Source organism: Paenibacillus nanensis, from assembly GCF_003583765.1.
GTDB classification, from domain to species: domain Bacteria; phylum Bacillota; class Bacilli; order Paenibacillales; family Paenibacillaceae; genus Pristimantibacillus; species Pristimantibacillus nanensis.
In genome coordinates this window covers 294,281-317,039 of record NZ_QXQA01000001.1, presented here as the reverse complement: position 1 = coordinate 317,039, position 22,759 = coordinate 294,281, and the positions used below count along the sequence as shown (strand labels likewise).

The following is a 22,759-nucleotide window of genomic DNA, read 5'->3' as shown; positions in this document are numbered from 1 at the left end:
TGCAAGTGTTTTTGAACAGATTGTTTACTACAGGCTCTATTCATTTGTATACATCTACCAGATGCTAATAGTATATAAGCATTCCGTACGAATAACGTAATTAAGAGGCTCTTCAACTCTATAAACCCAAAAGTCAAGCACTAAGCGACGCCACTGCCCTCTCCTTATAAATAACCATTTTTTAGAATTCCCCCCCCCTCCTCCTCTAAACGCACATACGCTTATCCTTTATTGATCGTACTATGAACCAAACTCAAGGGAGGTGTATGATTCTGGATTTTAATACACGCAAACGAAGAACCATCATCATCACAAAAAAACGGAATTCTTCAAAAAAATCTTCATTATCGATCCATTCATCCAAAAAAGAAAAAAAGGAAGAGAAGAAGCGCTCAAGAAAACATCATCGCTCAGAAACATTATTTAAAGTGACAGGCCCTATAGGCTCCGCTAAAGTCGGTCTAGGAGAACGATTGAATTTCGAATCCGATTCGATCGATATCGTCGTAACGGAAGGCTCCGCAAATGTTCGTCTTGAAGTGCCTCCTCCACCGCCTGGGCCACGCGGACCTCGAGGTAAAGAAGGAAAACGAGGAAAACGAGGAAAGCGTGGCGCGACTGGAGCAACAGGTGCTACTGGTGCTACTGGTGCTACTGGTGCTACTGGTGCTACTGGCGCGACTGGTGCTACTGGTGCTACTGGTGCTACTGGTGCTACTGGCGCTACTGGCGCTACTGGCGCTACTGGCGCAACAGGTGCCACTGGCCCTACAGGGCCAACTGGTGCGACTGGACAAACTGGACCGACTGGGCCAAGTGGATCGACAGGCGGCACTGGACCGACTGGACCAACCGGACCGACGGGCGGCACTGGACCGACTGGACCAACCGGACCGACAGGCGGCACAGGGCCAACTGGACCGACGGGCGGTACAGGGCCAACTGGACCAACTGGACCGACGGGCGGCACTGGACCAACGGGACCAACCGGACCGACGGGCGGCACAGGGCCGACCGGACCAACCGGACCGACGGGCGGTACAGGGCCAACGGGACCAACTGGACCAACCGGATCGACTGGCGGTACAGGGCCAACGGGACCAACTGGACCGACGGGCGGCACAGGACCGACGGGACCAACTGGACCGACGGGCGGCACAGGGCCGACGGGACCAACCGGACCAACTGGCGGCACAGGGCCGACGGGACCAACCGGATCGACTGGCGGTACAGGTCCAACTGGACCAACTGGACCGACGGGCGGCACAGGGCCGACGGGACCAACCGGACCAACTGGCGCTGACGGTGCAACCGGAGCAACAGGCGCTGACGGCGTTACAGGACCGACGGGACCGACGGGACCAACCGGCACTTTTGACACCGGCGAAGGGCTCTTTAATGTTCTTGGCCCAACGGGTGCTGCTACAGTAGCACTTGGAGAAAATTTAATTTTTGAATCTGATTCGATCGAAATTACAGTCACTGATGGTTCTGCCATCGTCCGGCTAGAAGCTCCTTTTGGAACAACGGGACCGACGGGGCCAACCGGGGCCGCTGGCGCGACTGGTGCAACTGGACCGACGGGACCGACTGGCGCAACTGGCGCGACTGGCGCTGACGGCGCAACCGGACCGACGGGACCGACTGGCGCTACTGGCGCTACTGGCGCGACTGGCGCTACTGGTGCTACCGGCGCTGACGGCGCGACTGGACCAACAGGGCCGACTGGCGCGACTGGTGCTACTGGCGCTGACGGCGCGACTGGACCAACTGGACCAACAGGGCCGACTGGCGCTACTGGTGCAACCGGCGCTGACGGCGCGACTGGACCAACTGGACCAACAGGGCCGACTGGCGCTACCGGTGCAACCGGCGCTGACGGCGCGACTGGACCAACAGGGCCGACTGGCGCTACTGGTGCAACCGGCGCTGACGGCGCGACTGGACCAACAGGGCCGACTGGCGCTACTGGTGCAACCGGCGCTGACGGTGCAACCGGACCGACGGGACCGACTGGCGCTACTGGCGCGACTGGCGCTACCGGCGCTGACGGCGCGACTGGACCAACAGGGCCGACTGGCGCGACTGGTGCAACCGGCGCTGACGGCGCGACGGGACCAACAGGGCCGACTGGCGCGACTGGTGCAACCGGCGCTGACGGCGCGACGGGACCAACTGGACCAACAGGGCCGACTGGCGCGACTGGTGCAACCGGCGCTGACGGTGCAACCGGACCGACGGGACCGACTGGCGCGACTGGTGCGACTGGTGCGACTGGAGCTACTGGCGCTGCCGGCGCGACGGGACCAACTGGACCAACAGGGCCGACTGGCGCGACTGGTGCAACCGGCGCTGACGGTGCAACCGGACCGACGGGACCGACTGGTGCGACTGGAGCTACTGGTGCTGACGGCGCGACGGGACCAACTGGACCAACAGGGCCGACTGGCGCAACTGGCGCTGACGGTGCAACCGGACCGACGGGACCAACTGGTGCGACTGGCGCTGACGGCGCAACCGGACCGACGGGACCAACTGGTGCGACTGGCGCTGACGGTGCAACCGGACCAACAGGCGCTGATGGCGCGACTGGACCTACCGGACCTACTGGACCGACGGGACCAACCGGTGCGACTGGCGCTGACGGCGCGACCGGACCAACTGGACCGACGGGACCGACTGGCGCTGACGGCGCAACCGGAGCAACAGGTGCTGATGGCGCGACTGGACCGACGGGACCAACCGGACCGACCGGTGCTGACGGCGCAACCGGAGCAACGGGAGCTGACGGCGCGACTGGACCGACGGGACCAACCGGGCCGACTGGCGCTGACGGTGCAACCGGAGCAACAGGTGCTGACGGGGCGACGGGACCAACCGGGCCGACGGGTGCTGACGGGGCGACGGGACCAACCGGGCCGACGGGTGCTGACGGGGCGACGGGACCGACCGGACCGACGGGCGCTGACGGGGCGACGGGGCCGACAGGGCCAACAGGACCAACTGGGCCGACAGGTGAAACTGGAGTTGACGGTGCAACTGGACCGACCGGACCGACCGGACCAACCGGACCGACCGGACCAACCGGACCGACAGGGCCAACAGGAGACACTGGCGAAACCTTTGCACCAGCAGCTGCACATTTCAGTAACGGAGCAGCCATCACCATCGGTGCTGATACAAGAATTCCACTCGTTACTCAGAGCATAGAACCAGCATTAACATTTACTAACGCCGCTGGTCTCATCACGATAAATCAGGATGGCATTTATGTCATTTCCTATATGGTAATCATTGATGGAGACCAAACTGCTAACTTCGCAATTCAGCTTAATTCGACAACCGTCTTAACTGGCTCCTCCGGAGGTACAGCCAGCCCTGAAGCCAGCCCACAATCATTCTCCGGTTTTGTTATGCGAAGATTAGTGACAGGGGACACTATCGAAATAATTAATAATGGTACTAGCGATATTACTTTGACAGGCTTACTTGATGGAGTTGCAGTAGACAGCAGTTCACTTACAATAGCAAAAGTCGGAGATTAAGTACGTTTAGCTTGGATTTCATAGGCCATCCAGATTCGTCTGGCTGGCCTTTTTTTTGCAAAATAACTATTGAGGAAAATATCTGTTCTATTAGAAAGGCAATTTCATATGGAATTTAACTCTAATCTGCCCAGTTTCAAATTTCACATCTTTTATAGAGATGACCTCATCTGCTGGCAAGTCAATAGGAATTGAAACCTTTTCGAGTATGTCACTCGGCAATCTTATACTTTTCAAAGACAAGTCTTTCGGCTCCAATATCAATTGGTGATCCTCCCACTTCAGTCCATACTCAGCTCGGATCTGTGCAGGAATTTTTTGACGATACGTCACATTTAGATCGGCAATCATTCGATCCTCTACTAAATGAAACTTAGCGCCTTCAACCCTCACATCCTCTTTTATGATTGGATCCAAATGTTTCTTAATCAAATTGTTTACATCCTCTTCCGTCAGCACGAGCTCCGGCTTCAGCTCTTTCACCATGTCGAGCGCCTTCTGCTTTACGTCGATTGGGCTATAGTTAAGATTCAGCTGTTGATCCGGCGCAATATAACGGAGCAGCCCCCAAATTGCGCCCCCCACTATTATGACTAATACAACTAACGTTATAAAAAGCCTCTTAAACACTCTTCCCATCATACACCCTCCCCCTGCTCTAGCAAGACATTCCCATCAATTATTTTGCAGACCGTCCCTACATTCTCTCTGACATAATGGTATAATGAATCATTAAAAAGTCAAAGTCTTGCGCTTAACCGGAAGGAAGGTTACGTAATGGGAGTCCATTCTAATTCATATTATCGCATTGGTCTGGAAGAGATTGTTCAAGCGCAGATGCATCTAAAGGATGTCATCTCCCGAACGCCTCTGCAATATAATCGCGTTCTATCCGAACGATACAACTGCCAGGTTTGGCTGAAACGGGAAGATCTTCAGGTTGTTCGTTCGTTCAAAATAAGAGGAGCCTACCACCTTATGCGCTCCCTGACACCGGAAGAAATTACGCAAGGCGTCGTGTGCGCAAGCGCCGGTAATCACGCCCAGGGCGTGGCCTATTCGTGTCAGGCGCTCGGCATTCCAGGCAAAATCTACATGCCTAGCACTACGCCTAGACAAAAGGTGAAGCAGGTCGCCTTTTTCGGCGGAGATATGGTTGAGGTTATTTTAACCGGGGATACGTTCGACGACGCGTACGCAGAGGCTATCGCGGAGAGCAAGCGGAGTAACATGGCTTTCATCCATCCTTTTGATGACCGCAAAATCATTGCCGGCAACGGTACAGTCGGTCAGGAGCTGATGGAAAAAGCGGAGACGGCCCCTAACTTTATATTCGTAACGGTCGGCGGTGGCGGACTCGCAGCAGGCGTCGCTTCTTACGTCAAAACGGTATCGCCCGATACCCGCATTATCGGCGTTGAGCCCGAGGGTGCCCCATCCCTGCGCGTTTCCCTCGATGCCGGCGAGGTCGTGCCGCTTGAACAAATTGACAAATTCGTGGACGGCGCTGCCGTGAAACGAATCGGCGACCTGACCTTCTCCATATGCCAAGAGCTCCTTGATGATGTAGTCGTCGTTCCGGAAGGTAAAGTATGTACGACGATGCTCGATCTGTACAACGAGAACGCCATCGTCGCTGAGCCTGCCGGTGCGCTTCCGATTGCCGCGCTTGACGCTTACCGTGATCAAATCGCAGGCAAAACGGTCGTATGCGTAGTGAGCGGAGGCAATAATGACGTCGACCGGATGCAGGAAATTAAGGAACGCTCGTTGATTTACGAAGGGTATAAGCATTATTTTATGGTCAACTTCCCTCAAAGAGCCGGAGCTTTAAGAGAATTTCTAGACCAGGTGCTTGGACCTAACGATGACATCACCCGCTTCGAATATACGAAAAAATCAAACAAAGATAATGGTCCCGCGCTCGTCGGCATCGAGCTCAAGCACCGGGAGGACTACTTGCCCCTCGTTGATCGCATGACGAAAAAAGGCTTTCAATTTCTAGAGCTGAACAAAGACCCCGTATTATTCAACTTACTTATTTGACCATGGACGCAAAGGAGCCCGAGATTTCGAATCTCGGGCTTTGATTATGATTGATGGCAAAACGGTTGACTATAACCGCCAAAAACGACGTTACCGCACAATTTCCAAACCAGATCGACCTCGTATAAAGACGATACTTACCAAGCGTACGCTCGCGGCGCGTCCCCGCCAGGACCCGGGAAGATCTCGTCGATTCGCTTCAGCGTCTCCTCGCTCAGCTCGAGCTCGACTGCGCGGAGGGAGCGCTCGAATTGCTCCAGCGTACGGACGCCGATAATCGGCGCGGTAACGGCCGGGTTATGCAGCAGCCATGCCAGCGAGACCAGGTCCTCCGGCTCGCCGATCTCGTCGCACAGCTTCGCATAAGCGTCTAGCTGCGCGCGATGCTTTTCGAGACGCTTGTCGTCGCCGCTTCTGCGTCCGCCGCCTTTGCGGCGGTGATTGCCCGCGAGCAAGCCCCCGTCAAGCGGACTCCACGGAATAACGCCCAGCCCAAGCGCCTGCGAGGCCGGAAGCACTTCAAGCTCCGGAAGCCTGCACAGCAAATTATACTTGTGCTGCTCCGATACAAGGCCCAGCCTTCCTCTCGCCTTCGCTTCCCCTTGCGCGACCGCAATGTCCCAGCCGGCGAAGTTGCTGGACCCGACATAACCGATTTTACCCTGCATTTGCGCGATTTCAAACGCATCCCACAGCTCATTCCAGCTGACGTTGCGGTCAACGTGATGCATTTGGTACAGCTCGATATGATCGGTCTGCAGCCGCTTCAGAGAACCCTCTAAATGACGTCGGATTTTGTAAGCGGACAGCCCTTGCTCACGGTTCGGACCGTCATATGTATCATGCATATCGCCATACACTTTAGTAGCCAGGACGGTACGTTCTCTCCGCCCCTCTCCCTCTTTGAACCACCTGCCGATAATTTCCTCCGTTCGGCCGGCATTTTCTCCCCATCCGTAAATATTCGCCGTATCGAAGAAGTTAATGCCGGCATCAAGCGCCGCATCCATAATTCGGAACGCTTCCCTTTCATCGGTGTCAACGCCGAAATTCATCGTACCGAGACACAGCTTGCTGACCTTGAGGCCGGATCGGCCCAGATAAGTATACTTCACAAGCTTTCACTCCTTTTGTTTAGGGTTCGTTAAATGAGGACGGATATTACAATTCCTACACAAAAATAATATAAAGGATCCAAAGTAAATTCACATCTATTTTACAATACAAATTTACACTTTAGGATAGGAGGTGCGGCATGCTGCTACAATCCCAAGCCCGTTTACCTAAATTGCTAATCGTGTACGCTTCTTACGGCGAAGGACATATTCAAGCCGCCAAGGCGCTTCGTGACGCATGCGCCGATTACGGGGAGCACCAGATTGTCATGTGCGATCTCATGGCCGAATCGCATCCTTGGCTGAACGAAATGACCAGGCGTTTTTATCAAAGCAGTTATACTCATCTCCCCTATCTATACGGGTGGATGTACGACATTACCAAGCCGATGAAGCACAATTCGCTGTTCGGCAGCTGGCTGCACTCCTTCGGCCGTCAGAAGGTTCGGCAGCTGCTGCAGAAGGAGAAGCCCGATGCGGTAGTGTACACCTTCCCTTTTTATGCCCATCAAAGCTTGAAAAATCCAAGCAAACGCGTCCCTTCCTTTTCGGTCATAACCGATTTCGATCTGCACTGCCGCTGGGTCCATCCCAGCATTGACCGGTACTATGTCGCTACTCCCGATTTAAGCAGCGAGCTTCGGCAGCTCGGCATTCATCCGCAAAATATTAAAGTAAGCGGCATTCCCCTAAAAAAAGGGTTTCAGGCCGCTACCCGCGCGGCTGAGCTCTATGCCAAATACGGGCTGCAGGCGGGAAATCCGACCGCCCTCGTCATGGCCGGCGCGCAAGGCGTCTTGCCCCATGTGCTGGAAATGTGCGAAACGATGCTGCTTCGGGCTCCCGAGCTTCAAATTGCGCTGGTATGCGGACGGAATGACCTCTTGCATTCAGCCGCGGTCGAGCGCTTCCGGCAGCATCCCGCCGCAAGCCGTCTTCACGCGTTTGGCTACATGAACGACATTCACGAGCTAATGGCGATTTCGGATTGCCTGGTGACGAAACCCGGCGGCGTGACGCTGGCCGAAGCGATTGCCGCCGAATTGCCGGCTTTTATTTACCGGCCGGTTCCCGGCCAAGAGAAGCAAAACGCTCTGTATCTCCAATCCAAAGGAGCGGCTATTGTCTCCAACGATATGGATGATTTAATTAACCAGATGCTTGAACTTGTCCATGACCCGATGCGGCTCATGAATATGAGATTCCACATCCGCAAGCTGCAGCCGAAGGATAGCCACCCCTCCGTCTCCGCCGCTCAGACCATCGTTTTGGATATTGTATCCAAATTACGTATAATAAATCATGCATCACTCTTTTGATGACATGGACGGCAAAGGAGCTTATTACGTGGCTAAACGTCAAATATTCGGAGTAGGGGCGAACATGCTGCTCCTCTCCGTCATTTTATTTATTGTGGAATTCGTAAGAGGAGCGGTCTTGGTCAGCCTGCTGCCGATCTATGGCGCCGAGACGCTTGGACTATCTCCCGATGTCATCGGCGTCGCTATTTCCGCTCACTATATTACCGATACCCTGCTCAAAATTATGATCGGTTATTTGTTAGACCGGTTCTCCCCTCGTCTTATCGTGCAAATCAGCCTTATTGTGGCGTTAGCCGGCGTCTACGCGCTGCAATTCGCCGATCTGCCCTGGATGTTCATCGGCGCGGCGGCGATATACGGCATCGGGATGTCGCCGATTTGGATCGTATGTTTAACGAAAGTAACGGACGAGCACCGGGCAACGCAAATGGGCTACTTATACACCGTTTGGCTCTTTGGACTCGGCAGCGGGCCGATTATATGCAACATCCTGCTCGATTACAGCTCAGCGATGACGTACAATCTGCTCATTTTGCTTTCTGCGGCCGCCGTCGTTCTGTCCTTCTTCATGCGAGGCGGCCGTGAGACCGCCGTGCTAAACCGTATACCGATACGCGAGCAATTAACGGCGCTTCGGGAGAGAATCATCGCAATGCGGCTGCTCTTGCCTGGCATGATTCTGCAGACGGTCGGTGCAAGCATGCTGATTCCGATCCTGCCCACGTTCGCTACGAACAAGCTAGGCCTGACCGGCGCCCAATATTCGATCCTGCTTACCGCCGGCGGCTTATGCGCCGTAGCCGGGATGATACCGATGGGCAAGCTGTCGGACATGCTGGGCGGCAAACGCTGGTTCCTTGTATCCGGATTCGCTTCCTTCGCGATCGGTCTTTACCTACTGGCATGGGGGCTTTCCTTCTGGTATTGTTTTGTTATTGCGGTAGTCCTTGGATTGTCCTATGCCGCAATATTGCCAACTTGGAACGCGATGCTTGCTTCATACGTACCACCTAAGCAAGAAGGGATTGGCTGGGGACTTCTATCCACCTTCGAAGGCATCGGTGTCATGATCGGACCGATACTAGGCGGCGTCCTCGCTTTATGGGGCGGCGAAACAACCGTATTTTGGACAAGCGCAGTGTTGTTCGGTTTAATTGGCGTCTATTATTCAACTTTGAAACAGGGCGGGGTACATTAACGTTATGAGTCATTTGCAGAATTGGATCAATGATCTGAAGGAGATGGATGTCGACAGCATACAGAAAACGCTTGAAGGCTATTCGCAATTCGGACCTTTGCCGGGCATCGCGCTTCCATTCGTGGAATCGTTCCTTCCCTTCCTGCCGCTGATCGTCATTATTGCGGCTAACGCCAACATCTATGGGCTTGGGCTCGGCTTTCTTTTCTCCTGGATCGGCGTTACGGCAGGCGCTCTCTGCGTCTTCCTGATATGCCGTTCTCTTGGGCGAAATGTCAAAACGAAGCTGATGCGGCGGTTCCCGAAATCGGAGCGGTTTTTCAACTGGATTGAACGAAGGGGCTTTACCCCGTTATTTCTGCTTGCCTGCTTCCCTTTTACGCCATCTGTCGTCATCACGGTTATTTCCGGATTAAGCAAGGTTCCCTTTCATACTTTCCTCCTCGCGACCATTATGGGGAAAGCCGTCATGATCTTTGTTATTTCGATTATCAGCTTCGACATCGGCAATCTAGTGGATGAGCCTTGGCGTATTTTCGTATCCATCACGGCTGTCCTCGTTATGTGGTTCGGAGGCAAAAAGCTGGAGAGCCGTTATCAGATTAACGGATGAGGCACACAGGCGGAGCGCAGCTTAACGTGTGGGTCGACATAGGCGCGACCTCGGTCGTGCTTCTCCTCGCCGCCCTCTTATTAGGTGCGATGTTTATATTTATCAAGGCGGCGTCCGACGATGATTCGGGCAAGTACAAAATGCTTCGGGAGATGGTCGAAACGATCTTCGGGACGCCCGCTCATTTACGAAGCGGCGGCGGACAAGAAGCCGCGAATCAGGCAGTTGAAGCCAACGGTAAGGCAAAGGTTCCTGCTCAAACGGCAGCCTTCCGCGAGCCTTGTCCGGCATGCGGAGCGGAAGTGACGGAAAAAGACGACGTATGCCCTTCCTGCGAGCTGCGATTGTTATAACGCTTATATATTCGAACCTCCCGTGGCACACTAATCCTGATCTTCATCACGTAAGATCATGATTAATCCTGCAAAGGAGCGATACCCATGTCCGGAAAGCATCTATCCGACCGCCAAAGGGCTGCCAGCAAGGCACAATCGTTAGCCGACCGCAACCTCGCAAGCAAAGAACGCGCGAGCGAGCAGCAATCGGACGCGGACCGCGCGGCGGTACCGAAGCACGGTCTGTAAGGCGCCGCGCTTCTTAGGACAGTGTGAGGAGGGGAATGGCAATGAGCAACGAAAAAAAACAAATGAATCCCATATCCGGCGAACCGGTAGAGGCTGACGGCGTCTATCAGAACGAATGGGGCCGCCCCGAGCGTTTAGAACGCGGTGAGCGTTTCCCGGCCGACCCCATTATGGGCAGCACGGAGTGGAAGCAAGTCGAGCTCGTGTTCGATAATCATCATGAGGGCCGCACCGATCAACGGCTTATCCCTCACGATGACGATGATGATCCCGAAGCGCATATGCAGCATCCAAGACGTCATAAGGGAAGCAATAAGACCGATAAGCAATAGAATCGTCTAGGCTCACAGGAACAGGAAACGGGAGGTAAGCTGCAGCTGCACGGCTGGCAGAAACCTCCCGTTTTTTATCGATGTTAAGCGTTGCTGCTAAAGAGCTGAAGCTCAGTCCTTGCTGTTTCGATTCCGTTCACCCATAAGGTGAACACATGCAGCCCCTCGTAATGCTTGCGTGTCGTCAGGTCCGCAAAGCGGTGAACCCGCTTTCCCGACGCCTTCTCACCGGACGCATATTCGCGGTCGGACAGCAGAAACCGCTTCATGGACGTTTTCCCTCCGGCCTTGACGAAATCGATGCCGTATTCGATCCGCAGCTTAAGCTTCCCTGCATTTTGCTGCGTATTTTGTCCGGTCACATGAAAGCTGTAACGAAGCTCGACTTCGCCTCCGATTTGCGCTTCCCCGCTCGAAAGGGTTAGGACTGCATCATGGACCAAGCTCTCCGCCGTACCGGCTCCTTCTTCTTGTCCCGCATAGCCGAACAGCGCCATCACTCTAGGTTCCGCCTGTTTGATTAGAGTACGGCATGCGTGCCGTATAATCCAGTCCGTCCGCTCATTCCGCCCCTTCCAGCGCTCGGCAAGCTCGATCACAAGCTGGGGATGATCCTTGGCAATATCGTTTAAGTGATTCGCGACGCTTTTGCGGACATATAATGACGGATCCGCCTTCAGTTTGTTCAGCAGCGGAATCATCGGCGCAGGATCCCGCTTAAAAAGCGTAAGCGCTTGTCCCCAAGGCAGACGCGGCCTCGAGCCCTCGCTCGACAGTCTCCGGACATGTTCGTTCGGATGCTCTGCCCACTGTAGCAGCTGCGGGATCATCCGGTCCGGATGCTCGCTAATAAAAGGCCTTACCGCAAACTCTGACGAGGAACGCTGCGTAAAGCGGGCCAAAGCCTCCATCGAGAGCTCCCAGTCCTGCTCCTGTCTTCCGTATACCTCAACGAAATCCGGGAAGAACAGGTACGGAAAGCCGACACATGCGCCGTCAATCTTGTATAGAATGCCGATGGCCTCCCGGTAATCGCTCGGCAGGTTTGCTCCTAAAGCCTCCGTAATTCTCCGTATACGCGGCTTCAGCTCTAACGTCTCCCAGTCGTCTCTCCGCGCATCCGCTGCAAATTTCACCTTATCGAACGGCGTCCAAGCTTCCTCCAGGCGGGAACCGAAATCTTCAAGGAACGTTCCGTCATACATATGCTTCAATGGTTCAGCCATCTCTTATTCCTCCTGGCGGCGACAATGCCAAACATGCTTTTCGACTAAGAACATATGTTTGGATATAAGAGATATATCACAGATGATGCACTTTCCGCAAGCGGTCCCCATCCGGGTTCGATTAGACGGACCGGGATTTCAAAAACTTGATTTTCGTATCCGCCGGGTAGCGGTGAGGCAGCCGAATGGTAAATGTCGTTCCGACGCCCACCTGGCTTTCCGCGAATATGTGCCCTTCGTGGTTGTCGATGATTTTATAGGTCACCATGAGTCCGAGCCCGGTGCCTTTCTCCTTCGTCGTGTAAAATGGCTGTCCCATCTTCGAAAGCTGCTCCTGAGGGATGCCTATCCCTTCGTCTTGAATCCGAATGCCGACCGTCGCATGGTCCTCTAAAAATGCCCGTATTTTAACATGGCCCCCGTTTTGCATCGATTCGATGGCGTTTTTCAATAGATTCAAAAATACTTGCCGAAGCTGAGGCCTCACTCCCATTACCCATAGCGGATGATCGCCAACCTCGTTCACGTATACCATTTTAACGTTGTGCTGCTTGGCAATCTGACTCAGATTTCCGATCGTCTCTTTCATCAAGCTGCGAATATCGATATAGACGTATTCATAGGCTTGCGGCTTTGAGAGCATCAACAGCTCGCTGATGATCGTTTCGATATGCACCAGTTCCCCATGCATGACCGAATAGTAACGGTCGTGGGGAATTCGCCCGGTAGCCATCAGCTGCATGAAGCCTTTGAGCGAGGTGAGCGGATTCCGAATTTCATGCGCAATGCCTGCCGCCAGCTGGCCCGCAATGGAAAGCTTCTCCGTCTTAATTAGAAGCTCCTCGTTTTTCTTCCGTTCGGAGATGTCCCGAATGATCACCTGCTCGATTGGAGAGCCGTACATCGTGGCGCGGACTCGAACCATCTCCGCATGAATGAGCTTACCGGTTAACGACCTCCACACCACCTCGACGGGTTTCATCGATTCCGGACTTGCCGGCATCTCCGCATCAAGCCAGGCTGAGATTTCAGCATGATCGCTTTCTTCCAGCCAATCATAAATGCTGCGGCCGATCAGCTCGCCTTCATGAGACGCCTCGAACAGCCGCAGGCCCGACGGGTTCATATAGTCCCATTTGCCTTCTTTAATAAGCGCGATGGTATCCATGGAGTTCTCGACAAGCAGCTTATATCGTTCGTCGATTACCGCGAGCTTCCTCGTGCTTATCCAAGTGATAAGGCTGAAGCTGATGATCATAAACGTGCACATGCCGATTACATAAGCCAGCATGAACATATATTCATTAACCCGCTCAACCGTCATCATTCCCCGATATTCCACGGTAATGGCTCGCATGCCAAGCAGGTGCATCGTGAGATTGGAGACGCCAAGCGCGACGCTGCCGGCGATTCTGTAGTACCGCGGCTTTCGGTTAAGCAGCAGAATGGTTATGTATGAGCCTGCCAAACTCATGATAAATGACAAGACGAACCAAAGCATATCGACGGCATAGTCCTGTACGTCACTCGAAAAGATCTGCGTATAATGAAGGGTCATTGAGGAGAGTGCGATTAGAAAGGCAGCCATCCCCTCTCTAATGCGGGAGCTTGAGCGATCCCGGTAGAGGAAATAAAGTCCGGTAAACGTTAGGAGCACGGAAACCGCCAATGTCGCTACGATGCTCCAATCGAGCGTCAGCACATAGTCGGACGCAAGCAAAGAGATGACATGCATCGTCCATGAACCCAAGCTAAAAACAAGCGAAGCACCTATCATCCAATTGAAAAATTTTTTCGAATCGTATGGCTTTATATACTCAACCATACTCATCATCGTGAAGGTTGCGTAACACATAATCGTTAATGCTAATAACAGATAGTAGAGATTCCCAAGACCTATGTGTTCATTCATTTCGCACCCCCTGGACTATAGATAGGTAAACTCACCTATTTTCTTCGACAAATTTCCAAAAAATCCTTTTTTTCTTTTCGGTAAATCTGGCGGTTTTTGTTGATTTTAGGGGGAGGTAGGCCTTTTTCAGCTTGCCAATCTCGTATAGCAATGCTAGATTTGGTTCATACTACATATTACTAGGGTTAGACCTGATGTTACGGAGGCAATCTATCTATGAAAATGTTAAATGAATTCAAAGAGTTCGCCGTAAAAGGCAACGTCGTCGATCTTGCGGTAGGCGTCATTATCGGTGGCGCGTTCGGCAAAATCGTTACTTCGCTCGTTAACGATATTATTATGCCGCCGATCGGGGCGATTTTGGGGAAAGTCGATTTTAGAGATTTGCAGTGGAAGATACCGGTGGATACGTCCAACTTATCTGATCCTTCAACCGCTCCCGTAATCAAATACGGCCAGTTCATTAACGTTATTCTCGATTTTATCATTGTCGCGTTCTGTATTTTCATGCTTGTCAAAGTATTGAACAGGCTTCGCCGCAAGAAGGAGGAGCCGGAAGCGGTCAAGGCGGAACCGACCGAGAAGGAATGTCCCTATTGCTTGTCTCAGGTGCCGGTGAAGGCAACGCGCTGCAAGCATTGCACCTCCCACCTGGAGGCCGCGCCGAATGTCTAACGAAGAGCGCTTTGACATCTACGACGAAGACATGCGGCCGCTCGGCACCGCCACCCGGTCTGAAACGCATGCGAAAGGCTACTGGCACCGTTCCTTCCACTGCTGGGTTATACGGGCGGAGGACGGGCGCAGGTACGTATGGTTTCAGATGAGGCAGCTGATCAAGGATACGAATCCCGGCCGCTTCGATATTACGGTTGCCGGGCATCTCTCGGCCGGCGAGACGCTGCCGGATGCCGTTCGGGAGCTGGAGGAAGAGATCGGTATATCGGCCGAATTTGACGAGCTTATTCCGCTCGGGCAAGTTCGGGAGGACCTGAGCGGAGCCGTAAAGGGCCAACCGTTTATCGACCGGGAGGTCAGCGATGTGTTCGCGTTCGTCAGCGAAGCGCCGATGACGCAGCTGCGCCTGCAGCCTGAAGAGGTTGCCGGCGTTTATGAAGCGGAGATTGAGGAGCTGCTCGCGATATTCGAAGGAAGGCGCAGCGAGCTGGTTGTCCAGGGGGTGGAGCTGGCGGAGGAGCCGGGATCAGGCGCGCTCCAGCCAAGCTGCCGCAGCATTCGAGCCGATCAATTTGTCCCGCGGGACAACGCCTACTATGTAGATGTGATGAAGAAACTGCTGGCCCTGAAGCTTGAATAGAAGCATGAAGCGAGTTTTGAGGTGCATTCCGTGCCCTTGAGCCTCGCTTTTTTTTGTCCTCTAAAACGACTAGTTCTTAAGATCCAATTACGCCGCCAGCGGATGATCGAAACCTGCAAATCCAAATTTTTCTTTGGAAAACCTCCACATCTCTTCATAATAAAATGGGATGTGTCGATAAAAGCAGAATACTGTCGAATCTTACCAACATGGAGGCAAACTATGAGACAAAAGCTTAGCTTCAAGAACAGTTCCATTCGCTTCAAACTCATTATTCTGCTGCTCGTCATTTCTGTCATTCCCCTATTAGCAGCCACTTCCCTTTCTATTACCTACTTCAGTCGTACAACTGAAGCTGAAAATTTTGAAGTGCAGAAAAAAATCGCTTCGATTTATTCCGCTCAAATCGATGAGTGGATTCGAGACAAAGCTGCGAGGACGGAAACGCTCATCGCCAATCACCCGGAATTCGCCGAAGGCAGCACCGACAAGATTCTCCCGCTGCTTCGCACCATCAAAGAAAGCGATACCGATATTCAAAACATGAACTTTTTGAACCCGAATGGCACCGGCTTGGATATCGCAGGCGTTCCGATTGACGTCAGCGATCGCGCGCATTTCCTCGCTGCCAAGGAGTCCAAAAAAACATCGATCGGAGACATGCTTATCAGCAAGGTCACAAACAGCTATATTTTCCCCATCGACGTGCCCGTGCTGGACGCGTCAGGCAATCTAGCCGGCGTGATCGTGAGCACCGTCTCGCCTGACACGTTCGCCGTGTTGACGGACCAAATCAAGCTCCAGGAGAGCGGCTTCGGCTACCTTGTCTCCGGCAAGGGCGACTATTACACCTACCCGGACAAAGAACGGATCGGAAAGAACATAGCGGACTATCTTAACGACGCGGATGGTAAATTGTTTATCGATCGGCTCCTAGCAGAAGAGTCCGGAGCCCTTACATACCGCGATGAAAATGGCGTCAACATGTATAATCACTTCGAGACCATTCCAGGAACGAGCTGGAAGCTCGTCGTCTCTGTCCCAGAGCCCGAAGTGCTGGAATCGGTGAACCAATCGCGGAACCTATCGATTGTTATCGTCGCGGTCGTCGCGCTGCTTACAGTCGCGATTGCCGTTATTGCTTCCCGGTATATTTCGAATATGGCGCTTACGATTACGAGCTTCATGAAAAAAGTTGCCGAAGGCAACTTAACGGAGCGGCTGAAGTCCGATTCCCGTGACGAAATCGGACAGCTGAAGAACAGCATTAACGTCATGCTCGACGCTTTCTCCACAACGGTCGAAAAGATTAATACATCAATAGCCGGCGTTGCTGCTGCCAGCGAGAAGCTGAAATTATCGTCGGAGCAATCCGATATGCTCTCCCGCGAAATCGGCAGCACGATCAAGGCCATTGCGGAAGGCACGGCTAACCAGCTGGCCGCTTCGGAGCAAACGGCGACGGCATCGGAAGAAATGGCTGGCGGGGTTCAACGCATCGCGGAGTCTTCCGGCGCCGTATCGGAACATGCTTCCAACGTTATGCAAGAGGTGGAGCAAGGCAATGTGGAGCTTCGGCAAGCAGTCAAGCAAATTCACGCGATCAGCGACTCGGCCAATCGGACGGCACTGGTTGTTGAGGAGTTAAACGCTCATTCGTCGGAAATCGGTCATATTATCGACCTCATCTCGGACATTTCAAACCAGACCGCTTTGCTTTCGCTCAACGCTTCCATCGAAGCGGCGCGGGCTGGAGAAGCCGGCCGAGGCTTTGCCGTGGTCGCCAACGAGGTGAAGAAGCTGGCGGAGCAAACCGGCGTATCCGTCAAGAACATTACCGAGTTGATCGGCATGATTCAGTCATCGTCTCGCGGAGCCGCCCAAGCCATCATCCAGAACCAAAAGGATATCGAAAACGGCTTGACGAATATGCGCCAAGTGGAGGAGTCCTTCAGCGATATTAGAACTGCCATCGTAGACGTAACGGGCCAAGTGCAGGAAATTTCCGCAGCTACGGAAGAGATGTCCGCCAGCACCGAAGAAATCTCCGCTTCTATGGGTGAAATGGTCCATATCGCGGAGGCGTCGGCTACAAGCTCGCAGCAAGTCGCTGACCACTCCTTGACGCAATTAAAGCTGATCGAGGAGATGTCCGCGTCGACCAGCGAATTAACCCGGATGATGAACGATCTGAAGGAGCGCGCGGCATTATTTAAAGTGTAAACCTATGTAAAAAGAGCAGGTCCGAGGACAAGGAAATCATTCGCCTCGGGTAGCCTGCTCTTTTTATTTTGAAGGGGTGAAAGACTATCATTTTTTAGAAGAAGCCATTGCCATTGTAACCATTGCCGTAGAACCCGTTGCCATAGAAACCGTTGCCGTAGCCGTTGTACAGGCTTCTCACGCAGATATCGAACGAAACGACGACCGCGCCTCTATTGAAGCTGCAGCAAATTCTGACGCAGTCATAGCCTGGTCTTTTGTAGAAATGAATGGATCTGCAGTGCCAGTCGAACAGCTCATTAACAGCTCTATGGTCGCAATGGCGGATCGCTGCCACGAGCTTGCGAGCTTTACAGCGTCTGCGGAGATTGTTAAACTTTTGGCCGAGCTCACGACCCATGTCTTGGACGCCTTCAACCACAAAGTCGTCTCTTCGATGATGGTTGCGGCGGCGGCGGCCGTTCATCGCTCCTGCTACCCGGCGCTTTCTCCAGTTGCTAACTTCCAGCTTGGCGGACATGTGGATCCTCCTCTCTATCATGCTTACTCTAGTTTATGCATGGCCGATAGAGAAGTATGGGTCAATGACAAGCGTCAAACGTTGAAAATGTAGACCAGCTGTGCGTCCGGCCAGCTTCAAGCCGACCACAGAGCAAATAACGCTTAATATGCAAGCGATACGAACCCAGCTCTTCGATTTTTTAAAGAATATCATGCCGACGATCGCTGCGCCGACGGTGCCGATTCCCGTTCATACCGCATAAGCCGTCGCAAGCGGTATCGTCTCCTTCGCCGCAAGCAGCAGCTGGAAGCTTACGACGAAGCCGGCAATAAGAATAATGTTATTCGTCCTATATTTATAGCCCGCTCCCCGAATAGATTTTTGCTGGAAGGGAAGGAATGTATGAAGCACATCTTTTGGAAGGAGCATATTGATGTCCAACGCCAAAATTCCGCCTTTGCCTACCTATCCGGAGTCCTATTGGACCGGAACTACCGAGGAGCTTCCCTCCTATCCCAAGCTGCAAAGCAATATAGAAGCCGATGTCGTTGTCGTCGGCGGCGGCATCTCCGGCATTACAACGGCTTACATTCTTACGAAAGCCGGGCTTCGCGTCGTCCTGCTGGAAGCGGGCAGGCTGCTAAGCGGCACGACCGCTCATACGACTGCCAAAATAACGGCGCAGCACGATCTTTTCTACGACGAGCTCATCCGACAGGAAGGCGTTGAGAAGGCCGGGCTTTATTACAACGCCAACCTGGACGCGCTGCATTTCATCCGCGACACCGTTCAAGGCCTGTCAATCGACTGCGGCTTTAGCGCTCAAGATGCATATGTATACACCAATTCAGACGATTACCTAAAAAAGCTCCAGAATGAAATGGCCGCTTACGAAAAGCTCGGCATTCCTGGAGCGCTAGTTGACCGCATCCCGCTGAACGGCATTCCGGCGAAAGCGGCTGTCGTCATGAAGGATCAAGCCCAGTTCCATCCTCTGCTCTATCTCAAAGCATTGGTCCGGCATATCGCGGAAGCCGGATGCCAGATCTTCGAGCATACGACGGCTTCGAAAGTTCAACAAGGCGACCCGATTAAGGTTGTCAGCATGGATAACTTCGAGGTCTCCTGCAAATATGCGATAAGCTGCTCGCATTTCCCGTTTTATGACGGACACGGCTTCTTTTTCGCCCGTATGCACGCGGAGCGCTCCTACGCGCTTGGCATCCGGACCGATATGGAGTATCCCGGAGGCATGTACATCAGCGCGGAGGAACCGAAGCGTTCGCTAAGAAGCGCAACGGCTGCCGACGGCAAGCCGATCCTTATCGTCGGCGGCCAGTCGCATAAGACGGGCCAAGGCATCTGCACCATCAACCACTACGAGACGCTTCAAAACTACGCGGCCGAGCATTTAGGCGCGCAGGAAATTACCTACCGTTGGTCGGCGCAAGACCTGGTGACAGGCGATAAAATACCGTATATCGGACGCATTACCGATTCGTCGGACAATATTTTCATCGCGACCGGGTACAAGAAATGGGGCATGACAAGCGGCACAGCCGCCGCGATGATCATCAGCGATTTGATTCAGGAGAAGGAGAGCCGTTACGCCGACTTGTTCGCGCCATCCCGGAAATTGTCAGCGAAAACGCTCAAAAACTTAGTCGTCGATAACTTCGACGTGGCAAAGCATCTTATCGGCGGCAAGCTGGAGATGGTCCACCGCAAGCCCGAGGATCTCGCGCTTGACGAGGGTGCCGTCGTCTCCGTTCATGGGAAGAGAGCCGGCGCTTACCGGGATAAGGACGGAAAGCTGCATATCGTAGATACGACCTGCACGCATATGGGCTGCGAAGTGGAATGGAACGATGGCGAGAGAACCTGGGACTGCCCTTGTCATGGCTCTAGGTTTACCCACACCGGAGAGGTGAAGGAAGGACCGGCCGAAAGGCCGCTGAAGCCGCTCACATTGTAATTGCGCAAAAGAATAATCCCCGAACGTCGGTACGCGTTCGGGGATTTTCGGTTATAATCGCTTATTGGCGGTAGAAGCCGGACTGAGTCGTGAAGTTTTGACTGTTGTTTTGCAGGTAAGCCGTATTCTGCAAAGTCGACATCGTTTGTGACACTTGATGGCACAGGTTCGTGATGCTGTTCAGCTGTTGAATGGCGGTTTGATGGCCTTGCAGAGCGGTTTGAATCGTCTGTGTCGCTTGCTGCTCGCGCTGCGCAAGCTGTTGAAGGACCGCCGCATTTTCTTGCTCCTGTCTGAGCATTTGCTGGTACATCTCCGTTGCTTGCTGCGTTTGCTGGATTAATTGCTGCACCGCGCTTTCGATTTGATTCAATTGGCTGCTTGCGTTGTGGTTAGGATTATGGTACATGGTTGCCTCCTTAGGGTCTTAGGTAATTTTTTGAAGCCTGCCTTATTATGAGACAACAATTCCAATCGTATGCACTACCTAGAACCGACAAGCTGCTCTTTTAGCATCGAGATGATACGGGGCACAGCGGCATTCGTTTGTTGGAAATAGCCGCTCATCGGGCACTCACCTTTCGACAGCCGCTCCAGTACCGTCGGAATGGTAAAACTCTTGCTGGATAAGCCGATTTGCACCTCATCCCAATAAAGCGGAGCCGCTACAGTCGCTTCGTCGGTTCCTCTTGGCGAGTATGGACATATGATCGTTTTCCCTTCCGCATGCTGGATATAATCCAGATAGAGCTTGCCGCCGCGGTTTTTCTTCAGCCTTTCAATCGTAAAGTCGCCGGGAAACCTCTCGACCAGATACTTGGCCACAAATTCGGTAAACACCCTTGTATCATCGTAGGTCAAGGAGGAACGATTCCCGAGCGGGATATGAATTTGCAGCCCTTTGCCTCCCGAAACTTTAGGATAGCTGATCACGCCGAAGCCTTCGAACACGTTCCTCATTTCGATTGCCGCCTTGACCGCTAAACTGAATTGCTCCCTGCTTGGGGGATCAAGGTCGAATACGATTTCAAGCGGCTTATCCGCCCCAATTCTGTTGAAGGGAATATGATACTCGATGGCCATCTGATTGCCCAGCCAGCCTAATGTGGATACATTATCGCAAACGATATAATCGATATCGTTCACTTTAACCGTTTGGATAAAATCCGGAGCGTAGTCGGGGCAGTTTTTCTGATAAAAAAACTCGCCGGGAATGCCCTGCGTATAACGGATATTGGTTAAAACCCGCTGCTCCAAAAAGGGAAGCATGACCGGCGACACTTGAAGCAGATACGAAATATAGCCTTCTTTGGTGATCGGGACGTCCTTCCACACCAGCTTGTCGGGATGCGTAACTTTGATACCGTTCGGCCCTGCGGGCGCATTGTCGATGACAAGCTTATCCCACGTACAGGCCTTCCAATCCACCCCAAGCTGAAACGAACGGAACATCGGATGTACGAGCCCGCCATTCTCAATGGCCGTGAAGCTCAGTTCTACGCAAATGCCCGGGTCAACACGCACGTTGACCGGATCGGAGCCCGGCTTTCGATTCGCGCTTATCGCTTGGATAAGGGTGCGCTTCTCCTCTTCCTTGAGACCCTGAGAAAAGAAGCCTACGGGCTGAATATCATCATTTTTCCGTATGCCCGCAAGAAAAGATTCATCGTCCGTCCGGTAGCCAAGGATGAAAAAAAAGCCCGTATAGCGAATGCCTCGATTGGAGAATAACACGGCAACAGCCTCCTGCTTTGCGGAATCATTCATAAAACCCGCTATTTGCCGCTATTATCCTCTCGATCCTCAAGTTTCATACCACCTCAAGAACACAAAAAAAGCGCGGCTCCCGAATCCATCGGAAACCGCGCTCTTCTTCGATGCTGGTGAAGGGACTCGAACCCCCGACCTACGCATTACGAATGCGTTGCTCTACCAGCTGAGCTACACCAGCGTATACTTATTGCTCCGATAAAAATCGGGGCGACAATCAATAGGATACGAATTTTCGTTCCTGCTGTCAAGTCTTTTTTCTCCCTTGGAATTCCGCTGTGCGTATGGCGCCGCGTTCCCCCGCATACCTTGTAATAAGCGGGCAACAAATGAGGTTTACGGCAACAAATGCAATACAAGCCGTTGAGGTAAGCTTATGCTATACTTATGGCAATCCCAACCTCTAGAATGAAGGTGATTGTCATCCAGTTTGTCGCGATGCTTACCATGTTAATCGATCATATCGGTGCCGTCTGGTATCCGGAGGATCCCGTGTGGCGGATAATCGGCAGACTCGCTATGCCTTTTTATATCTATGCGATGGTGATCGGCTACTTCCGAACGCGCGATGTGCACCGGTATTTGATGAGAGTGGGCATTCTGGCCGCCATCTCCCAAATTCCGTATCAGCTTGCGTTTGATGTGCTCGAAATCAACGTGATCGCGACGCTGTTCATCTGCCTGCTCACGCTAAGGCTTCTGGACTGGCTGAAAGACAAACCGATCGCCTGCGTTGCGGTAATTGCCGCCGCGATCGCGCTGCTGGAGGCATTCCCGTTCGATTACGGCGCTTACGCGTTGCTGCTTACGCTCATTTACAGGTATGCCTCTCCGCGCTATTTTGCCGCGCTTCACTTGCTCTTAAATATTGCCAGCGTCTTCTACAAAGGCTGGGTGCTGCAGCTGTTCAGCTTAATGGCGACGATTTGGATCGTCTATTTGCCCGACCTCATGAAGAGCATGGACAAAATTAAAGTCCCGAGAATCGTCTGGCGGAGCTTTTATCCCCTACATCTAATCGGCATTGCGGTTGTTCATTACTACAGTCGTTTAGAGGAAATGCTTGGGGCTTAGACAA

Annotated in this window: 21 protein-coding genes and 1 tRNA gene; 13 read left to right on the top strand and 9 right to left on the bottom strand. The window is 53.1% G+C overall.

Annotated features, from left to right (window positions below):
* The first annotated feature begins 473 nt into the window (after positions 1-473).
* Positions 474-3,545 carry a collagen-like domain-containing protein gene (locus tag D3P08_RS27815; protein WP_276311095.1) on the top strand — a complete coding sequence of 1,024 codons (3,072 nt, stop codon included), beginning with the start codon at positions 474-476 and terminating at the stop codon, positions 3,543-3,545.
* Between the two features lie 90 nt (positions 3,546-3,635).
* Here D3P08_RS27815 and D3P08_RS01385 read toward each other — a convergent pair whose 3' ends face one another.
* Positions 3,636-4,187, bottom strand: a complete 552-nt coding sequence (locus D3P08_RS01385) for a hypothetical protein (protein WP_147381760.1) — start codon at positions 4,185-4,187, stop codon at positions 3,636-3,638.
* A 135-nt stretch (positions 4,188-4,322) separates the two neighbouring features.
* Here D3P08_RS01385 and ilvA point away from each other — a divergent pair, with 135 nt between their 5' ends.
* Positions 4,323-5,591, top strand: a complete 1,269-nt coding sequence (gene ilvA, locus D3P08_RS01380) for a threonine ammonia-lyase IlvA (RefSeq protein WP_119597631.1) — start codon at positions 4,323-4,325, stop codon at positions 5,589-5,591.
* A 137-nt stretch (positions 5,592-5,728) separates the two neighbouring features.
* On the opposite strand, the gene D3P08_RS01375 is transcribed toward ilvA, so the two are convergent.
* A complete protein-coding gene (locus tag D3P08_RS01375) occupies positions 5,729-6,706 on the bottom strand; it encodes an aldo/keto reductase (protein WP_119597630.1) in 978 nt (325 codons plus the stop codon).
* A 140-nt stretch (positions 6,707-6,846) separates the two neighbouring features.
* Between D3P08_RS01375 and D3P08_RS01370 the strand changes: the two genes are divergently transcribed.
* From D3P08_RS01370 to D3P08_RS01350, 6 genes are all read left to right on the top strand, one after another.
* Positions 6,847-8,025 carry an MGDG synthase family glycosyltransferase gene (locus D3P08_RS01370; RefSeq protein ID WP_119597629.1) on the top strand — a complete coding sequence of 393 codons (1,179 nt, stop codon included), beginning with the start codon at positions 6,847-6,849 and terminating at the stop codon, positions 8,023-8,025.
* Positions 8,026-8,053: 28 nt separating this feature from the next.
* A complete protein-coding gene (locus tag D3P08_RS01365) occupies positions 8,054-9,226 on the top strand; it encodes an MFS transporter (RefSeq protein WP_240647189.1) in 1,173 nt (390 codons plus the stop codon).
* Positions 9,227-9,230: 4 nt separating this feature from the next.
* Positions 9,231-9,839 carry a TVP38/TMEM64 family protein gene (locus tag D3P08_RS01360; RefSeq protein ID WP_119597628.1) on the top strand — a complete coding sequence of 203 codons (609 nt, stop codon included), beginning with the start codon at positions 9,231-9,233 and terminating at the stop codon, positions 9,837-9,839.
* A 26-nt stretch (positions 9,840-9,865) separates the two neighbouring features.
* Positions 9,866-10,192, top strand: coding sequence for a hypothetical protein (locus D3P08_RS01355; RefSeq protein WP_147381759.1), 327 nt, complete (start codon positions 9,866-9,868; stop codon positions 10,190-10,192).
* Between the two features lie 87 nt (positions 10,193-10,279).
* Positions 10,280-10,423 (top strand): hypothetical protein, encoded by a 144-nt coding sequence (locus D3P08_RS27170; RefSeq protein WP_162848326.1) that lies wholly within the window; start codon positions 10,280-10,282, stop codon positions 10,421-10,423.
* A gap of 41 nt (positions 10,424-10,464) precedes the next feature.
* On the top strand, positions 10,465-10,755 hold the full coding sequence (locus tag D3P08_RS01350; protein WP_119597626.1) for a transposase: 291 nt from the start codon (positions 10,465-10,467) through the stop codon (positions 10,753-10,755).
* A gap of 83 nt (positions 10,756-10,838) precedes the next feature.
* On the opposite strand, the gene D3P08_RS01345 is transcribed toward D3P08_RS01350, so the two are convergent.
* Positions 10,839-11,981, bottom strand: coding sequence for a DNA alkylation repair protein (locus D3P08_RS01345; RefSeq protein ID WP_119597625.1), 1,143 nt, complete (start codon positions 11,979-11,981; stop codon positions 10,839-10,841).
* A gap of 121 nt (positions 11,982-12,102) precedes the next feature.
* A complete protein-coding gene (locus tag D3P08_RS01340) occupies positions 12,103-13,893 on the bottom strand; it encodes an ATP-binding protein (RefSeq protein WP_119597624.1) in 1,791 nt (596 codons plus the stop codon).
* 216 nt (positions 13,894-14,109) lie between these two features.
* Between D3P08_RS01340 and mscL the strand changes: the two genes are divergently transcribed.
* The 3 genes from mscL (at position 14,110) to D3P08_RS01325 (ending at position 17,434) form a co-directional block, all read left to right on the top strand.
* Positions 14,110-14,568, top strand: coding sequence for a large-conductance mechanosensitive channel protein MscL (mscL, locus tag D3P08_RS01335; protein ID WP_119597623.1), 459 nt, complete (start codon positions 14,110-14,112; stop codon positions 14,566-14,568).
* Positions 14,561-15,211: an NUDIX hydrolase gene (locus tag D3P08_RS01330; protein ID WP_119597622.1), complete on the top strand. Its 651-nt coding sequence runs from the start codon at positions 14,561-14,563 to the stop codon at positions 15,209-15,211. Before mscL ends, D3P08_RS01330 begins: the two co-directional genes overlap by 8 nt.
* Before the next feature lie 222 nt (positions 15,212-15,433).
* Complete coding sequence (locus D3P08_RS01325; RefSeq protein WP_162848325.1) at positions 15,434-17,434, top strand: methyl-accepting chemotaxis protein; 2,001 nt, start codon at positions 15,434-15,436, stop codon at positions 17,432-17,434.
* A 94-nt stretch (positions 17,435-17,528) separates the two neighbouring features.
* On the opposite strand, the gene D3P08_RS01320 is transcribed toward D3P08_RS01325, so the two are convergent.
* Together D3P08_RS01320 and D3P08_RS27585 are read right to left on the bottom strand one after the other, a co-directional pair.
* A complete protein-coding gene (locus tag D3P08_RS01320) occupies positions 17,529-17,954 on the bottom strand; it encodes a hypothetical protein (protein WP_119597620.1) in 426 nt (141 codons plus the stop codon).
* Between the two features lie 231 nt (positions 17,955-18,185).
* On the bottom strand, positions 18,186-18,377 hold the full coding sequence (locus tag D3P08_RS27585) for an SMR family transporter (protein WP_240647188.1): 192 nt from the start codon (positions 18,375-18,377) through the stop codon (positions 18,186-18,188).
* On the opposite strand from D3P08_RS27585, the gene D3P08_RS01310 reads away from it, so the two are divergent.
* Positions 18,370-19,911, top strand: a complete 1,542-nt coding sequence (locus D3P08_RS01310; protein WP_119597619.1) for an FAD-dependent oxidoreductase — start codon at positions 18,370-18,372, stop codon at positions 19,909-19,911. The genes D3P08_RS27585 and D3P08_RS01310 overlap by 8 nt on opposite strands.
* 61 nt (positions 19,912-19,972) lie before the next feature.
* Here the strand turns inward: D3P08_RS01310 and D3P08_RS01305 are convergent, their stop codons facing one another.
* The 3 genes from D3P08_RS01305 to D3P08_RS01295 all read right to left on the bottom strand — a co-directional run bounded on the left by D3P08_RS01305 (position 19,973) and on the right by D3P08_RS01295 (position 21,862).
* Complete coding sequence (locus D3P08_RS01305) at positions 19,973-20,320, bottom strand: hypothetical protein (RefSeq protein ID WP_119597618.1); 348 nt, start codon at positions 20,318-20,320, stop codon at positions 19,973-19,975.
* 74 nt (positions 20,321-20,394) lie between these two features.
* Positions 20,395-21,645: a non-homologous end-joining DNA ligase gene (gene ligD, locus D3P08_RS01300; RefSeq protein WP_240647187.1), complete on the bottom strand. Its 1,251-nt coding sequence runs from the start codon at positions 21,643-21,645 to the stop codon at positions 20,395-20,397.
* A 144-nt stretch (positions 21,646-21,789) separates the two neighbouring features.
* A tRNA-Thr gene (locus D3P08_RS01295) sits at positions 21,790-21,862 on the bottom strand.
* A 206-nt stretch (positions 21,863-22,068) separates the two neighbouring features.
* Between D3P08_RS01295 and D3P08_RS01290 the strand changes: the two genes are divergently transcribed.
* The gene (locus tag D3P08_RS01290; RefSeq protein ID WP_240647186.1) at positions 22,069-22,755 is read left to right on the top strand and encodes a TraX family protein; all 687 of its coding nucleotides are present in this window, start codon (positions 22,069-22,071) and stop codon (positions 22,753-22,755) included.
* Positions 22,756-22,759: the final 4 nt, after the last annotated feature.

Bases quoted from the DNA above. Each gene is read 5' to 3' on its own strand.
- D3P08_RS01385 (WP_147381760.1), bottom strand. From the start codon at position 4,187: ATGATGGGAAGAGTGTTTAAGAGGCTTTTTATAACGTTAGTTGTATTA.
- ilvA (WP_119597631.1), top strand. From the start codon at position 4,323: ATGGGAGTCCATTCTAATTCATATTATCGCATTGGTCTGGAAGAGATT.
- D3P08_RS01370 (WP_119597629.1), top strand. From the start codon at position 6,847: ATGCTGCTACAATCCCAAGCCCGTTTACCTAAATTGCTAATCGTGTAC.
- D3P08_RS01360 (WP_119597628.1), top strand. From the start codon at position 9,231: ATGAGTCATTTGCAGAATTGGATCAATGATCTGAAGGAGATGGATGTC.
- D3P08_RS27170 (WP_162848326.1), top strand. From the start codon at position 10,280: ATGTCCGGAAAGCATCTATCCGACCGCCAAAGGGCTGCCAGCAAGGCA.
- D3P08_RS01350 (WP_119597626.1), top strand. From the start codon at position 10,465: ATGAGCAACGAAAAAAAACAAATGAATCCCATATCCGGCGAACCGGTA.
- D3P08_RS01345 (WP_119597625.1), bottom strand. From the start codon at position 11,981: ATGGCTGAACCATTGAAGCATATGTATGACGGAACGTTCCTTGAAGAT.
- D3P08_RS01340 (WP_119597624.1), bottom strand. From the start codon at position 13,893: ATGAATGAACACATAGGTCTTGGGAATCTCTACTATCTGTTATTAGCA.
- mscL (WP_119597623.1), top strand. From the start codon at position 14,110: ATGAAAATGTTAAATGAATTCAAAGAGTTCGCCGTAAAAGGCAACGTC.
- D3P08_RS01330 (WP_119597622.1), top strand. From the start codon at position 14,561: ATGTCTAACGAAGAGCGCTTTGACATCTACGACGAAGACATGCGGCCG.
- D3P08_RS01325 (WP_162848325.1), top strand. From the start codon at position 15,434: ATGAGACAAAAGCTTAGCTTCAAGAACAGTTCCATTCGCTTCAAACTC.
- D3P08_RS01320 (WP_119597620.1), bottom strand. From the start codon at position 17,954: ATGTCCGCCAAGCTGGAAGTTAGCAACTGGAGAAAGCGCCGGGTAGCA.
- D3P08_RS01310 (WP_119597619.1), top strand. From the start codon at position 18,370: ATGTCCAACGCCAAAATTCCGCCTTTGCCTACCTATCCGGAGTCCTAT.
- D3P08_RS01305 (WP_119597618.1), bottom strand. From the start codon at position 20,320: ATGTACCATAATCCTAACCACAACGCAAGCAGCCAATTGAATCAAATC.
- D3P08_RS01290 (WP_240647186.1), top strand. From the start codon at position 22,069: ATGGCAATCCCAACCTCTAGAATGAAGGTGATTGTCATCCAGTTTGTC.